Here is a 14,554-nt window from a genome sequence, read left to right as displayed (position 1 = left end):
ACTGCCGTGCCGCCTGCGGCGGTTACCCGGCCATTGTGTCGTGCTGCTCCTCACCTTCCGAGGTCTGCTCCCCCTTACTCCGTCTGTCTGCTCCACACGGGCAGTCCGGATGGGCCCATACCGGGCGGGCGTGCCAGTCGAGGCCGGGGGACGACGCTTCCCAGCGGGCTCCGGTGCTGGCGGGCAGTTCGCCGTCGAGGAAGGCCAGCGCGTGGGCGGCTGCGAGTCCGGCGACGGCGGTGGCGAGTGCCACGTCGCATGCGGGGACGTGCTGTTGGTGCCCGGAACGCCATTGGGCGATCAGCCGGGGCCAGGTGGGGTCGCGGTCCGCGCGGTCCCGTGCGAGGCAGCCGGCGCATGCCGTGCCGCCGGGCAGTACGAGGGGGCCCACGACTCCGGTGGCCTCGATGACGCCCGCGTAGAGGTGGGGTGTTCCCGAGTCGACGAGTTCTTCGGCCGCGATCGGGTCGGGGGTGTGGGCGGAGAGGCCGTCGCGCGGGGCGATGATCGCGAGGGCGAGGGGCGCTTCCTCGGAATGGGACAGGGCCTGGGGCGGGGGCTGGGATGAGGAAGACGGCTGGGAATGTGGCGGGCCGGCGCGGCGGTCCGGGCGGGGTGGGCGGTAGGGAGCGGCCCTGCGTACGGCTCGGTGGGCGGCGGTGTCGCGGCGTTCGCCGACGGATTCGGCGGGGAGTCCGCCCGGGGCGACGTCCCAGGGTTCGACGCAGCCTCCGTCGCGTACGTCGACGTGGCCGATGCCGGCGGCGGACAGGACGGACGCGATGACCGTGCCGACCCGGCCCGTTCCCCTGACCTGGACGCGCAGGGTGCGCCGGGCCGCCAACTTCTGGGCTCCCGCGGCTGGTTCGGGGGACAGGACGGTGAGGGCCGCCAGGTCGGGGCGCAGACGGTCGAGGGCTCCTTTGCGTTTGCGGAGCGCGTCGAACGCCGGCCCGCCGCCGGTGGCGTCGTCGATCAGTCCGGCCCTGGTCAGGCGATGGAGCAGCGCGTCGACATGTCCGTCGGGCAGCCCCATCCGGCGGCCTTCCTCGCGCAGCAGCGGTACGCCGCGGGTGCCGTCGAGGAGGGTGAGAAAGGTGCCGGTCGCGGTGTCGACCGGGCCCAGGACGACCGCGTGGGCGGGAGCGACGCCGAACTGGACGGTGTTGAGATCGCGCCAGCCGCGTCGCAGTGCCGTTTTCAGGACCGGATGCGTGGCTGTCGGTGGTGAAGTGCCCATATGTTCCCCCGTGATGTGCATGTGGCCGTGGCGCGGTTCGGAATTCCGGTTGGCGCGTCGGCTGATTGCCAGGATGCACGGCGGGGGGGAATTGGTGTGAAAAGTTATCCACAGGTGGGAGTTGTTAGTAGTACAAGTCGCGGAAGAGGGGTGCGGGGCCGCACCGAAGACTCCCGGAGGCGGGACTTCCCCCATGTGCAGCGGGTAACGTCGGGGCGTGCCCGTCGACCCACTGCACCGTGCCACGAACACGCAGCGCAGCACGACCAGCCCGCCGACAGGCGGTTCGCGGGCGAGCGCGGTCGAGGTCCGCAGAAGCGCCCGCCGGCGCAGAACAGTTTCTGCGTACCGGGAGGGCGACCGGACCGTGGTGCTGATTCCGGCCCGGATGTCGGAGGCCGAGGAGAAGCGCTGGGTCACCGTCATGCTCGACAAGCTGGCGGCGCAGGAGAGCAAGCGGGTTCTGGGGGACGCGGAGCTCACGGAGCGGGCCGAGCGGCTGTCCGAGCAGTGTTTCGAGGGCCGGGCGCGTCCCACGTCGGTGCGCTGGGTGACGAATCAGAACACGCGCTGGGGGTCGTGCACGCCGTCCGAGGGCAGCATCCGTCTGTCGCACCGGTTGCAGGGCATGCCGGAGTACGTGGTCGACTACGTGCTCGTGCACGAGTTGGCGCATCTGCTGGTGCCGGGACACGGGCCGCGGTTCTGGCGTCTCCTTGAGGCGTATCCGCGTACCGAGCGGGCGCGGGGTTATCTCGAAGGTGTCGTCGCGGCCGACCGGTTGCCGCACCTGCCGGGCGCTCGCGAAGAGTGACCGCCGCGAAAAGTGACCGCAGCGAAGAGTGACCGCTCACGAAAGGTGACCGTCGTGAGGGGCCGCCGGCCGTGTTCGCTGATCCCGGTTGCGACGTGCCCGTTGTGTACCAGGGCTGTACCGGCTGCCGTCGTTGTCAGCGTTTGCGGTTAGCCTGACGCAACGTATTCACCTTCGGGATGGGGGACGGTCGTTACGCATGGCCAGGGAATTCCAACGCGGCCACAAGGCCAGGATCAGTGACCTCACCGCAGGCACGGATCTGTACGTAGGTGTGCAGATCACGGGCCCCGGGCTGACCTTCGACATCAGCTGTTTCGGTCTCGACGCCGACGAACGGCTCTCGGACGACCGGTATTTCGTCTTCTTCAATCAGCCGAAATCACCCGAGGAGTCGATTCAGCTTCTCGGCGCGCAGGCAGGTGACACCGAGTCCTTCCGCGTCACGCTCGACCGGATCCCGGCGAACATCCAGAAGTTGTCGTTCACCGCGACGATCGACGGCGCGGGCCAGATGTCGCAGATCGCCCCCGGATACGTACGGATCGTCGCGGGGGGCGAGGAGGTCGCCCGCTACTCGTTCAACGGCGCGGAGTTCTCCACCGAGCGGGCCGTCATGCTGGGCGACTTCTACCTGAAGGACGTCTGGCGGTTCGCGGCCGTCGGGCAGGGGTTCGACGGCGGCCTCGACGCACTGCTGAAGAACTTCGGCGGAGAGGTCGCCGAGGAGGAGCCCGCGCCGGCGCCCCAGGAGGCGGCCGGTGCGCCGTCGTTCGCGCCGCCCGGGCAGGCCACCGCGCCCCCCGCGTTCGGCGCACCCACGGCATCCGCGCCCGCGCCGGAGCCCGCCCAGCAGAACTTCGCGCCGCCGCAGGGAGCCACGCCGCCGCCCGCGCCCGCTCCGGCCCCGCCGTCGGTGCACGCGGCGCAGACGATCGTCGCGCCGCTGGGCACACCGCCCGGCGGCATGCAGCCGCCGGCCGCGCCCTCCCCGCACGCGCCGCCGATCGGCCAGGTGCCCGGCCAGACCGCGCCCCCGCCCCCGGGCTACGGTCAGCCGACGGCGCCCCCCGGTTACGGGCAGCAGCCCCACGCGCCGACCCCGCCTCCCGGTTACGGGCACCAGCCGCCGGCGCCCACCCCGCCCCCTGGCTACGGGCAGCCGGCCGGGCCCCTGTCGGGCCAGTCGGTGGCCCCGTCGCCGTACGGCGCACCCCAAGGAGTCCCGCAAGGAGGAGGCGCCCAGGGCGTCGCCGCCGCACTGCAGGGGTACCGTGAGGCGCCCACCGGACAGCGGTGGACCCTGCAGAACAAGAAGCTGATCCGCGTCGACCTGGGCGCCGACGACCAGCCGGTGCTCGCGCGTCAGGGCAGCATGGTGCTCTACCAGGGCAAGGTCGAGTTCAGCTACAAGGGCGCGGGCTTCGCCGGCCGCATCGTGGGCAACGCCACCGGCCAGGAGATGCAGTTGATGCGCTGCACCGGCCGCGGGCAGGTCTTCCTCGCGGAAGAAGCCACGCATCTGCACCCCATCGAGCTCCAGGGCGACGCGATCTGCGTGTCCGCGGAGAACGTGCTGGCGTTCGACGAGCGTCTCCAGCACGAGGTGCGCCGGATCGAGGGGCACGGCATCCCCGGCGGCGCCCTGTTCGTGATGCAGTTCCAGGGCACGGGCACCGTCGTCGTCAAGACGCACGGCACGCCCGTCGTGCTGCCGGTGACGCCGACGACGTTCGCGGACTGCCACGCGGTCGTCGCCTGGTCCGCCGCCGCGCAGGCGATCGTGTCCAGCCAGGTGCGCATGCGCTACAACGCCTACCCCGGCCACAGCGGGGAGAGCGTGAACCTCCAGTTCCGAGGTGCGCCAGGGAACTTCATCGTCGTCCAGCCGTTCGAGGTCTGAGGGAGCCCGTCATGAACCAGCCGCTCGCGGGCTACGCCCCGACCCCGGTAGCCGCCCGCATGGAGAACCACGGCGCCAACATGCTGAAGGTCGCCATGCAGACCGGCAACGACCTCCTCGCGCGCGTGGGCTCGATGGTCGCCTACGAAGGGTTCGTCCAGTACGAGCCCAACCCGCCCGCCGTCCGCCAGATCGCCCGCGACTGGATCACCGGCGAGGGCGCACCCCTGATGAAGGCCTCCGGAGACGGCCTGCTCTACCTCGCCGACTACGGCGCCGAGATCGTCGTCATCAACCTCGGCGGCGACTCGATCTCGGTGAACGGCACGAACCTGCTCGCCTTCGACGCGCACCTCCAGTGGGGCGTCGAGCGCGTCAAGGGACTCGCCAAGTTCGCCGGACAGGGCCTGTGGAACATCAAGATCTCGGGTCAGGGCTATGTCGCTCTGACCTCCCGGGGCACGCCCATCGTCGTCGACTGCGGCCGCGGGGAGGACGAGACGTATGTCGACCCTGACGCGCTGATCGCCTGGTCCCCGAACCTCAAGGTGAAGGGCAAGCGCAGCTTCAAGGCCGGCTCGCTCATCGGGCGCGGCAGCGGCGAGGCCTACCAGATGGGCTTCTCCGGAGAGGGCATCGTCGTCGTACAGCCCAGTGAGGACAGCACCGACCGCCTCCGGGTGCGGGGCTGAGGGGGAACGGAACATCATGCAGAGCCCGCTTTTCGCGCACTCCGAAGCGCAGTCCCAGGAGCGCTACACCGTCCAGAACCCGCAGATGCTGCGGGTCGCCCTGCAGGGCCACGACGACATCCTCGCCCGCAAGGGCGCCATGGTCGCCTACCAGGGCCTCGTCGAGTTCGACGGCGAGATCCAGACCTCCGGTCAGCGGCGCGCCCGCGCCCACACGGGTGAGGGCCTCGACCTGATGCGCTGCCACGGGCAGGGCACCGTCTACCTCGCCAACCTCGCCCAGTACATCCACGTCGTGGAGGTCGAGCAGGACGGCCTGACCGTGGACAGCAGCTATGTCCTCGCGCTCGACTCGTCGCTCAGCCACCAGGTCGTCGCCGTCGACAGCCAGTACGGCATCTCCGGCTCCGGCAAGTACCAGCTCAACATCACCGGACGCGGCAAGGTCGCCCTGATGACTTCGGGGCAGCCGCTGATGCTCCAGGTCACCCCGGACAAGTACGTCAACGCCGACGCGGACGCGGTCGTCGCCTGGTCGAACGGCCTGCGCGTGCAGATGCAGGCCCAGACGCACTCCTCCGGAGTGTGGCGGCGCCGCGGCAACACCGGCGAGGGCTGGGAGCTCAGCTTCATGGGCCAGGGCTACGCCCTCGTCCAGCCCAGCGAGCTGCTGCCGCCGCAGAACGCCGTGATCGGCGGCGGCCTGCGCGCCCAGTACGGCATGGGCCAGCAGGGCGCACACGGTCAGAACCAGGGCAACGTCTGGAGCTGACCCCCACACATGGGTAAGGGGCGGTCACCATGGTGACCGCCCCTTACCCATGCCCGTTCACAGGCGGGCGCGCGTCGCCTCCACCAGGCGTACGACGGAGTCGTCCGCCACGTCCGCGACCTGGTCGTACGGGAACCAGCGCAGGTCCAGGGACTCGTCGCTGATGGCGGCGACCGCGTCCGCGGGCGCGAGGGCCGCGTACTGGGTGTCGAAATGCCGGGTGCACGGCCCCGGGATGGCATGCAGGTCGAGCCGAACCGGGCCGCCCGCCAGCAGCGTCAGCCCCGGAATACCGGACTCTTCGGTGGCCTCACGGAGCGCGGCGTCCGCGAGCGTCACGTCGCCCGGCTCGCAGTGACCGCCCATCTGCAGCCACATCTGGAGCTTCTTGTGCAGCGTGAGCAGCACACGGCCGCGCGAGGGGTCGATGACCAGGGCGCTCGCCGTCAGGTGGCCGTCCGTGCAGGACTTCCACAGAGCGTCGTCGGGGTGGGCGGCGACATGGTCGAGATACGCCTGGCGCAGCTCGACCTGCTCACCCCGGACCTCGTACGTCTTCAGCACCAGGACCGCGTCGTCGTGCAGCGTCACTTGCCCTCGTCGTCCTTGGAGTCGTCCTGGCCGTGATCGGGCTCACCGTCGCCCTTGGACAGGTTCGGCCCGCCCAGGTCGCCGCCGCCGCTCGCCGCCTCGCCGAGCATCTTGTCGAGCTCGGAGAAGTCCAGCTGCTCGCGGTGGACGAAGCCGTCCGGGTCGTCCAGGTCCGACGCCGTCGGCAGCATGTCCGGGTGCGCCCACAGGCCGTCGCGCCCGTCCACACCGCGCGCGTCCGTCAGCGAGGCCCACAGCCGCGAGGCGTCCCGCAGGCGGCGCGGACGCAGCTCCAGGCCGATCAGCGTGGCGAACGTCTGCTCGGCGGGACCGCCGGTCGCCCGGCGGCGGCGCAGCGTCTCACGCAGCGCGTCGGCCGACGACAGGCGCGGCTTTGCCGCCGCGTGCACCACGGCGTCGACCCAGCCCTCGACGAGCGCGAGAGCGGTCTCCAGGCGGGCCAGGGCGGCCTTCTGCTCCGGGGTGTCCTCCGGCTGGAACATGCCCTGCTGAAGCGCTTCCTGCAGCTGCTCCGGGTTCTGCGGGTCGAGCTGGCCGACCGCGTCCTCCAGCTTCGCCGTGTCGACCTTGATGCCGCGCGCGTACCCCTCGACCGCACCGAACAGGTGCGAGCGCAGCCACGGCACGTGCGAGAAGAGCCGCTGGTGGGCGGCCTCGCGCAGCGCCAGGTAGAGCCGCACCTCCTCCTTGGGGATGCCGAGGTCCTTGCCGAACGACTCGATGTTCACCGGGAGCAGCGCGGCCTTGCCGGCCGGGCCGAGCGGCAGACCGATGTCGGTCGAGCCGACGACCTCGCCCGCGAGGACGCCCACGGCCTGCCCGATCTGCGAGCCGAACATGGCGCCGCCCATGGAGCGCATCATCCCGATGAGCGGGCCGGCCATGGCCTGCATCTCCTCGGGAAGGACGTCGCCCATGGCGAGGCCGACGCGCTCGGCGACCGGGTCGACGAGCTCCTTCCACACCGGGAGGGTCGCCTCGACCCACTCGGCGCGGCTCCAGGCCACGGCGGACCCGGCGCCCGACGGCAGCGACGTCGCGTCGTCGAGCCACAGGTCGGCCAGGCGCACGGCCTCCTCGACCTGCGAGCGCTCGGCGGGACCGACGCTCGCGTCCTTGGTGCCGTCAGCGGTGCCCTGGGAGACCGTCTGGCGGGCGATGTCCTTGGCCATGTCCCAGTTCACCGGGCCGCCCTCGTACGAGAGCATCTGGCCGAGCTGCTGGAACGCGGCCCCCAGGTCGTTGGGGTTCAGGGAACCGAACATCGCGGCGAACGGGTTGTCCCCGCCGCCGGCGCCGGGCAGACCTCCGAAACCGAAGGGGTTGGCAGGTCCCTGACCGCCCCCGCCCTGCTGGTCCTTCTTCTTGCCCTCGTCGCCGTCGTCCGGCTCCTCCGGCGGAAGGCCGAATCCGAATGGGGTGTCACTCACGGGATTCCTCGGCTGGTAAGGCCACCGGTTCTGTCCCGGCGGCGATTGCCCGACTACACACCCAGCGTAGACACCATGACGCGATCGGGCCTCGGTGCTTCGCCGACTCATGGCCTGCGGCAGGATGGATGCCTCCTGGTACGCACGCGTCATACGCGCACGTACTGAAGACAACCGCTGGAGACGCCCGGTGAGTTCCCCAGATCCACAGGTTCGCGCAGCGCGAAACCCCTCCACCCGTTCCGGCGCGCGCGGGCCCGTCGTCGCGGTCACCGGTGCCGCCACCGGTGTCGGCGCCCTGCTGACCGAGCGCCTCGCCGCGTCCGACGAGATCAAGCAGGTCCTGGCCATCGACGAGCGCCGGGGCGAGTGCGCGTCCGCGACCTGGCACATCCTGGACGTGCGGGACCCGGCGATCGCCGAGAAGCTGCGCGGCGCGGACGTCGTCGTGCACCTCGCGCTCGACCTCGACCTGGAGACCGACCCCGCCGCGCGTACGGCCTACAACGTGCGCGGCACCCAGACGGTGCTCACCGCCGCGGCTGCCGCCGGCGTCCACCGCGTCGTCCTGTGCACGTCGGCGATGGTCTACGGAGCGCTCGAGGACAACGAACTGCCCCTCTCCGAAGACGCCGAACTGCGCGCGACCGCCGAGGCCACCGGCGTCGGCGACCTCCTGGAGGTCGAGCGGCTCGCCCGGCGCGCCCCGCGCGCCCACCCCGGCCTCAATGTGACCGTCGTCCGGCCCGCCATCCTCGTCGGCGGCACCGACACCGCCCTGACCAGGTACTTCGAGTCGCCGCGGCTCCTCGTCGTGGCGGGTTCCCGGCCCGCCTGGCAGTTCTGCCACGTCGAGGACCTGTGCAGCGCCCTGGAGTACGCCGTCCTGGAGAAGGTCGAGGGGGAGCTCGCCGTCGGCTGCGACGGCTGGCTGGAGCAGGAGGAGATCGAGGAGCTCAGCGGGATCCGGCGCATGGAGCTGCCCTCCGCGGTCGCCCTCGGCGCCGCCGCCAGACTTCACCGGATCGGGCTCACGCCGTCCCCCGCGGGTGACCTCGCGTACACGATGTACCCCTGGGTCGTCAGCGTGAGCCGGCTGCACGACGCGGGCTGGCGCCCCCAGTGGACCAACGAGGAGGTCCTCGCGGAACTCCTCGAAGAGGTCTCCGGGCGGCACACCGTCGCGGGCCGCCGCCTCGGACGCAAGGACGCGACCGCGGCCGGAGCGGCCGGCGCCACCGTCGCCCTGCTGGGCGCGGCCGCCGTGGTGCGGCGCGCCCGCAAGGCCCGGCGAAGGATCTGACCGCCCGCCCACCAGCCCTCCCTGTAGGAGGCTCCAAGCCGGTACGCGTGCGTGCCGGTGGAAAGCGCTATTCCACGCCGCCGCCCGCGTACGGCACGATGGCCTCATGGCACGCACCACGTACGACCACCCCGGAGAGCAGTCGGCGCCGGATCCCATCCGGCTTCTCGCGATCCGTGACACCCCCCTGTCCCTCGACGAGGTCTTCCGGGCCGTGGGGGACGACGCGGCGGGCGGCACGGCGCTGTTCGTGGGGACCGTGCGCAATCACGACAGCGGCGCCGACGTCGACGCGCTGGGCTACTCGTGCCACCCCACGGCCGAGGCCGAGATGCGCCGGGTCGCCGAGAAGGTCGTCGCGCAGTTCCCGGTGCGCGCGCTCGCGGCCGTCCACCGGGTGGGCGATCTGGCGGTCGGCGATCTCGCGGTCGTCGTCGCCGTGTCCTGCCCGCACCGGGGAGAGGCCTTCGAGGCCTGCCGCAAGCTGATCGACGACCTCAAGCACGAGGTGCCGATCTGGAAGCACCAGAAGTTTTCCGACGGCACCGAGGAGTGGGTCGGGGCCTGCTGACCGGGCGGAATCCGGCCACGGTCACGCGAGTCGCCCGCCTGGGTGGGCTCCGGTTGCGTAACCGCACCCCTGAGGCGAGCGTTGACGCAGCGGATGGTTAATCTGCTGATCAGTCAGTTGCGGTGGCTCACGGGGTCGGAGGTCGGCATGGCAGCGCTCATGTGGCTGCTCATTCCGCTTGTCGCAGCGGTCGGGGCCGGTTTGTGGGGCAGTTGGGCCGCACGGAACCGCAGGACCGGCGACGCGACGGAACTCAACGGGTACGCCCGCTTCCGCGAGGCCATGGAGAAGTCGCACACCGGCCCGGAAGCGGACGGCACCGCCTCCGACGCGGGCTCGCGGCCCGCGTCCGTGGAGTCCCGTACGGACGCCCCGGCGGTGCACTGACAGACAGGTCCCGTACTGTCGTTCCATGCCACGCCGCACCGCGACGATGCTCGCCTCGACCCTGATGCTGATCGCGCTGCTCTGCGCGGGAGTGCTCATCAAAGTGCCCTACGCCGAGATGACCCCGGGACCCACGGTCAACACGCTCGGCGACCACGACGGCGAGCCGGTGCTCCAGATCTCCGGCCACAAGACGTACCCGACGACCGGTCACCTCAACATGACGACGGTCCGGGTCACCAGCGCCGACTACAACATGAACCTCGTCTCGGCGGTCTACGGCTGGCTGGCGCACGACAGCATCGTCGTGCCGCACAACACGCTCTACCCCGACGGCAAGACCGAACAGCAGTCCTCCCAGGAGAACGCCGAGGAGTTCAGCCAGTCCCAGGAGAGCGCCAAGGTGGCCGCCCTGAACGAGCTGAAGATCCCCGTGAAGTCCTGGGTGATCGTCCAGTCGGTCATCAAGGGCAGCCCCTCCGAGGGCAGGCTGCACGCCGGTGACGTGATCAAGGCCGTCGACGGCGCCAAGGTCGACAAGCCCGCGGACGTCGCGAAGCTCGTCACCAAGCACAAGCCGGGCCAGGACGTCGTCTTCACGATCGTGCCGGTCAAGGAGGCCGCTGCCGCCGAGAAGGCGGGCAAGCAGGCCACCCGCACACAGAACGTGACGGTCACCACGGAGAAGGCCAAGGACGGCCGCGCCATCGTCGGCATCCAGGCCGGCACCGACCACACGTTCCCGTTCGCCATCGACATCAAGCTCGCCGACGTCGGCGGCCCCAGCGCCGGACTGATGTTCGCCCTCGGCATCGTCGACAAGCTGACGCCCGACAACCTCACCGGCGGCACGTTCGTGGCCGGCACCGGCACCATCGACGACGACGGCAAGGTCGGCCCGATCGGCGGCATCCAGATGAAGACCGTCGGCGCCCGCAGCAAGGGCGCGCGCTACTTCCTCACCCCGAAGGACAACTGCGCCGAGGCGGCCAAGGACGTCCCCGGCGGCCTCACCCTCGTCAAGGTCGACACCATCGACGACGCGATGACCGCCCTCAAGGACGTCCGCACGGGCAGGACCGCCGACCTGCCCAAGTGCACGGCCAAGGGCTGAGGAGTTCCCCGTACGTGCGTACGGGAAAGGGACGCCGCGGACAGACCGCGGCGCCCCTTTCGTGTTCCCGCCCTACTCGGCGAACGTCGCCGCGAGGGCCTCGGCCAGACCCGGGACCAGGTCCGAGCCCGTGAGGACCTCGGTCGCGGAGTCCTTCTCGCGCAGGCGCAGCGCCGACTCCCGCGCGCCGTCACGCAGCACCGCGACCGTCATCCGGACCTCCTGGCGGTCCGGGTGCTGTGCCACCCACTTCGCGAGCTGCGCCTCACCGAGGCCCTCCGGAACGGACGCCTCCGCGGACGGCGGCAGCATCAGCCGCTCCACCGCGAGGGCGCAGCCGACGACCGCGTCGGGCCAGGCGATGGTGCCGAGGAACTCGTCGAGGGGCTTGTCGGCGGGCACCTCGTCCTGCTCGATCGGGGTGAAGGCCGCGGCCTCCTGCTCGCCGTCCAGGCCGAGCTGGGCCGCGAGGCCGGGTTCCTGGGCCCGCAGACGGGCGGTGTCGACAAGGGCGAAGAGGCGGGCGGGCTGGTCCCAGCCGAGGCCGGAGGTGTACTCGTCGATCTCGAGTACGGCCCGGGTGAGCGGGCTGGCTGCCATGGGAGTGTTGGACATGGTCACAATCCTGCCTCGTTAGTACCCGGAACCGGGAACTGAGTAAAGCGTGAGTAAGTTGCATAGGTGATGGGTCCGCGATCACGGGGGCCTGACCGATCGATTTCGAACTTCGAGGTGCGCACCTTGGCTTTCCAGATGCCGGACCGCGGCGGAGGCCCGACGGGGCCACGGATCAGAGTGGGCCGGCCCTCGCGGCGGGCCCGCAGCCTGCTCATGACGCTGGGCGTCCTTGCCGTACTGGGCATGGCGTTCACCATGTTCGCGGGGTTCTGGACCGACTGGCTCTGGTACCGATCGGTCGACTACTCGTCCGTGTTCACCACCACACTGTGGACCAAGATCGGGCTGTTCTTCGTCTTCGGCCTGCTGATGGCGGCCGGTGTCGGAGTGAACGTCTGGCTCGCGCACCGTCTGCGGCCCCCGCTGAGCGCCATGTCGATCGAGCAGCAGAGCCTCGACCGGTACCGCATGAGCATCGCGCCCTACAAGAAGTGGCTGCTGCTCGGCGTCACCGCCCTGGTCGGCCTCATCGCGGGCGCCTCCGCCGCCACCCAGTGGCGCACCTGGCTGATGTGGGTGAACGGCGTGCCGTTCCACCAGACGGACCCCCAGTTCCATCTCGACGTGTCCTTCTACGCGTTCGACCTGCCGTGGTACCGGTTCCTGCTCGGCTTCGGCTTCGCGGCGACGATCCTCTCCCTGATCGCGGCCGCGCTGACCCACTACCTGTACGGCGGGCTGCGCATCACCAGCCCGGGCGCGCGCGCCAGCGCCGCGGCCACCGGCCATCTCTCCGTGCTGCTCGGCGTGTTCGTGGCGCTGAAGGCCGTCGCGTACTGGCTCGACCGGTACGGACTCGCGGTGAAGTCGAGCGACTTCAAGGCGACGAACAACTGGACGGGCCTGCGGTACGTCGACGCGAACGCGTATCTGCCCGCCAAGACCATCCTGTTCTGCATCGCCGCGATCTGTGCCGTGCTGTTCTTCGCGACGCTATGGCGGCGCACCTGGCAGCTGCCCGTCATCGGCTTCGGCCTGATGGTGCTCTCCGCGATCCTGATCGGCGGCGTGTACCCGGCCATCGTCCAGAAGTTCCAGGTCCAGCCGAACGAGCAGTCCAAGGAAGCCCCGTATATCGAGAAGAACATCGAGGCGACCCGCAAGGCGTACGGCATCGACGGAGTGTCCCCGGTGGACTACACCGGCAAGGGCACGGTCAAGGACGCCAAGCAGCAGCGCACGGACGCCGATTCGGCGGCCAGCTACCGGGTCAACGATCCGAACGTGGTCTCGCCGACGTTCCAGCAGCTGGAACAGGAGCGGAAGTACTACCAGTTCCCCAAGACGCTCGACGTCGACCGCTACAAGGGCCAGGACACCGTCATCGGCCTGCGCGAGCTGAACCTCGCGGGCGTGGAGAAGCGGAACTGGATCAACGACCACTTCACCTACACGCACGGCTTCGGAGCGGTCTCGGCCAAGGGCACGCAGACCGACCCGGACTCCCCGGGCGCACCCCTGTTCACCGAGTCGGGCCTGCCGGCAGGCGGCACCCTGGGCGACTACCAGCAGCGGATCTACTACGGCGAGAAGACGCGCCAGTACTCGATCGTCGGCGGTCCCCAGAAGGAGCTCGACTACGAGCAGGACGACGGCACGCAGAAGACCACGAGCTACCGCGGCAAGGGTGGGGTCAGCCTCTCCAACCCGATCAACCGCGCCGCCTACGCGGTGTCGCTCAGTGAGCCGCAGATCCTCTACTCGGGAGCCATCGGCAGCGGTTCGAAGATCCTCTACAACCGCACGCCCAAGGAGCGCGTCGAGGCGGTCGCACCGTGGCTGACCATCGACGGCGACGCCTACCCGGCCGTCGTCAACGGCAAGATCCAGTGGGTCGTCGATGCCTACACGACGTCGAACGGATACCCGTACGCGTCCCGTACGACGCTCGGTGACACCACGGCCGACTCCCTCAACGAGGGGGACAACCAGCGCGCGGTGGTGGCCCAGCAGAACCAGGTCAACTACATCCGCAACTCGGTGAAGGCGACCGTCGACGCGTACGACGGCACGGTCAAGCTGTACACGTGGGACGACAAGGACCCGGTCCTCAAGACCTGGAAGAAGGCGTTCCCCGGCACGGTCGAGCCCAAGAGCGCGATCCCGCAGCAGCTGAAGGATCATCTGCGGTACCCGCAGGACATGTTCAAGGTCCAGCGTGAACTGCTGTCGCTGTACCACGTCACCGACTCCGACCAGTTCTACAACGCGTCGGACGCGTGGCAGGTCCCGAACGACCCGACGAAGAAGGACAACAGCGCGGTCCCGCCGTACTACCTGTCCATGAAGATGCCGGGTCAGACGAGCCAGAACTTCTCGCTGACGACGACGTTCACACCGAGCGGACGCCCCAATCTGCGGGCGTTCATGGCGGTCGACGCCGACGCCACCAGCAAGGACTACGGCACGATACGACTGCTTCGGGTCACCGAGGACAAGGTGTACGGCCCGGAACAGGTGCAGAACAAGCTCAACTCCCTGTCGTCCGTGGCGAACTTCGTCCGCGACATGAAGGGCGCCGACTCGACGGTCCTCTACGGCAATCTGCTGACGGTGCCGCTCGACAAGGGCTTCCTCTACGTCGAGCCGATCTACGCACAGGGCCGCAACGCGGAGTACCCCCTGCTGCGCAAGGTCGCCGTCTCCTACGGCGACAGAACGGGCTTCGCCGACAATCTCGGGGACGCGCTGACCCAGGCGTTCGGTGTGGACGGCGCGCAGCCGCCGGCCGAGCCGCAGAAGCCCGGTGGCGACACCACGCAGCCGCCGGCGAACTCCACGGTCAAGGAAGCCCTCGCGGACGCGGAGAAGGCCTTCGAGGAGGGCCAGGCCGCCATGAAGAAGGGCGACCTGCACGCCTACGCCGACGCCCAGGACAAGCTGGAGGCGGCCCTCCAGCGCGCCGAGAAGGCGCAGTCCGAGGCCGACAAGGCGGCCGGCAACGGCAAGAACGCCGACAAGAGCGCCGGCAAGAACGCCGACAAGAGCGCAGGTGAGGGCGCGAGCAAGGACAGTGGAGGATCGAGCAGCTGAGCGAG

General features: G+C 70.2%; 13 protein-coding genes. 9 read left to right on the top strand and 4 right to left on the bottom strand.

What is annotated here, in order from left to right:
* Positions 1-22 precede the first annotated feature (22 nt).
* Positions 23-1,240, bottom strand: coding sequence for a ThiF family adenylyltransferase (locus tag EOT10_RS34605; RefSeq protein WP_127832343.1), 1,218 nt, complete (start codon positions 1,238-1,240; stop codon positions 23-25).
* A 217-nt stretch (positions 1,241-1,457) separates the two neighbouring features.
* On the opposite strand from EOT10_RS34605, the gene EOT10_RS34600 reads away from it, so the two are divergent.
* From EOT10_RS34600 to EOT10_RS34585, 4 genes are all read left to right on the top strand, one after another.
* Complete coding sequence (locus EOT10_RS34600) at positions 1,458-2,054, top strand: M48 metallopeptidase family protein (protein WP_127832342.1); 597 nt, start codon at positions 1,458-1,460, stop codon at positions 2,052-2,054.
* A gap of 199 nt (positions 2,055-2,253) precedes the next feature.
* Positions 2,254-3,957 (top strand): TerD family protein, encoded by a 1,704-nt coding sequence (locus EOT10_RS34595; protein ID WP_127832341.1) that lies wholly within the window; start codon positions 2,254-2,256, stop codon positions 3,955-3,957.
* A gap of 11 nt (positions 3,958-3,968) precedes the next feature.
* Positions 3,969-4,649 carry an AIM24 family protein gene (locus EOT10_RS34590; RefSeq protein WP_127832340.1) on the top strand — a complete coding sequence of 227 codons (681 nt, stop codon included), beginning with the start codon at positions 3,969-3,971 and terminating at the stop codon, positions 4,647-4,649.
* A 16-nt stretch (positions 4,650-4,665) separates the two neighbouring features.
* On the top strand, positions 4,666-5,421 hold the full coding sequence (locus EOT10_RS34585) for an AIM24 family protein (protein ID WP_127832339.1): 756 nt from the start codon (positions 4,666-4,668) through the stop codon (positions 5,419-5,421).
* A 57-nt stretch (positions 5,422-5,478) separates the two neighbouring features.
* Here EOT10_RS34585 and EOT10_RS34580 read toward each other — a convergent pair whose 3' ends face one another.
* Both EOT10_RS34580 and EOT10_RS34575 read right to left on the bottom strand, forming a co-directional pair.
* On the bottom strand, positions 5,479-6,012 hold the full coding sequence (locus tag EOT10_RS34580) for an NUDIX hydrolase (protein WP_127832338.1): 534 nt from the start codon (positions 6,010-6,012) through the stop codon (positions 5,479-5,481).
* The gene (locus EOT10_RS34575) at positions 6,009-7,463 is read right to left on the bottom strand and encodes a zinc-dependent metalloprotease (RefSeq protein ID WP_127832337.1); all 1,455 of its coding nucleotides are present in this window, start codon (positions 7,461-7,463) and stop codon (positions 6,009-6,011) included. The genes EOT10_RS34580 and EOT10_RS34575 overlap by 4 nt, the downstream gene beginning before the upstream one ends.
* Positions 7,464-7,653: 190 nt before the next feature.
* On the opposite strand from EOT10_RS34575, the gene EOT10_RS34570 reads away from it, so the two are divergent.
* From EOT10_RS34570 to EOT10_RS34555, 4 genes are all read left to right on the top strand, one after another.
* A complete protein-coding gene (locus EOT10_RS34570) occupies positions 7,654-8,766 on the top strand; it encodes an SDR family oxidoreductase (protein ID WP_127832336.1) in 1,113 nt (370 codons plus the stop codon).
* Positions 8,767-8,872: 106 nt separating this feature from the next.
* Positions 8,873-9,337, top strand: a complete 465-nt coding sequence (locus tag EOT10_RS34565) for a molybdenum cofactor biosynthesis protein MoaE (RefSeq protein ID WP_127832335.1) — start codon at positions 8,873-8,875, stop codon at positions 9,335-9,337.
* A gap of 147 nt (positions 9,338-9,484) precedes the next feature.
* The gene (locus EOT10_RS34560) at positions 9,485-9,724 is read left to right on the top strand and encodes a hypothetical protein (RefSeq protein ID WP_127832334.1); all 240 of its coding nucleotides are present in this window, start codon (positions 9,485-9,487) and stop codon (positions 9,722-9,724) included.
* A gap of 25 nt (positions 9,725-9,749) precedes the next feature.
* Positions 9,750-10,838 (top strand): YlbL family protein, encoded by a 1,089-nt coding sequence (locus EOT10_RS34555; RefSeq protein ID WP_127832333.1) that lies wholly within the window; start codon positions 9,750-9,752, stop codon positions 10,836-10,838.
* A gap of 72 nt (positions 10,839-10,910) precedes the next feature.
* Here EOT10_RS34555 and EOT10_RS34550 read toward each other — a convergent pair whose 3' ends face one another.
* Positions 10,911-11,453: a PPA1309 family protein gene (locus EOT10_RS34550; RefSeq protein ID WP_127832332.1), complete on the bottom strand. Its 543-nt coding sequence runs from the start codon at positions 11,451-11,453 to the stop codon at positions 10,911-10,913.
* A gap of 138 nt (positions 11,454-11,591) precedes the next feature.
* On the opposite strand from EOT10_RS34550, the gene EOT10_RS34545 reads away from it, so the two are divergent.
* Positions 11,592-14,549: a UPF0182 family membrane protein gene (locus EOT10_RS34545; protein WP_127832393.1), complete on the top strand. Its 2,958-nt coding sequence runs from the start codon at positions 11,592-11,594 to the stop codon at positions 14,547-14,549.
* Positions 14,550-14,554: the final 5 nt, after the last annotated feature.

The sequence above is a fragment of the Streptomyces antnestii genome (assembly GCF_004005495.1).
Taxonomy (GTDB): Bacteria; Actinomycetota; Actinomycetes; order Streptomycetales; family Streptomycetaceae; genus Streptomyces; species Streptomyces antnestii.
The sequence above is the reverse complement of the archived record's forward strand: the minus strand, read 5'-3'. Positions and strand labels throughout refer to the sequence as shown.

Coding starts and splice junctions, on each gene's coding strand:
- EOT10_RS34605 (WP_127832343.1), bottom strand. CDS start 1,240: ATGGGCACTTCACCACCGACAGCCACGCATCCGGTCCTGAAAACGGCA.
- EOT10_RS34585 (WP_127832339.1), top strand. CDS start 4,666: ATGCAGAGCCCGCTTTTCGCGCACTCCGAAGCGCAGTCCCAGGAGCGC.
- EOT10_RS34550 (WP_127832332.1), bottom strand. CDS start 11,453: ATGTCCAACACTCCCATGGCAGCCAGCCCGCTCACCCGGGCCGTACTC.
- EOT10_RS34590 (WP_127832340.1), top strand. CDS start 3,969: ATGAACCAGCCGCTCGCGGGCTACGCCCCGACCCCGGTAGCCGCCCGC.
- EOT10_RS34595 (WP_127832341.1), top strand. CDS start 2,254: ATGGCCAGGGAATTCCAACGCGGCCACAAGGCCAGGATCAGTGACCTC.
- EOT10_RS34545 (WP_127832393.1), top strand. CDS start 11,592: ATGCCGGACCGCGGCGGAGGCCCGACGGGGCCACGGATCAGAGTGGGC.
- EOT10_RS34560 (WP_127832334.1), top strand. CDS start 9,485: ATGGCAGCGCTCATGTGGCTGCTCATTCCGCTTGTCGCAGCGGTCGGG.
- EOT10_RS34555 (WP_127832333.1), top strand. CDS start 9,750: ATGCCACGCCGCACCGCGACGATGCTCGCCTCGACCCTGATGCTGATC.
- EOT10_RS34565 (WP_127832335.1), top strand. CDS start 8,873: ATGGCACGCACCACGTACGACCACCCCGGAGAGCAGTCGGCGCCGGAT.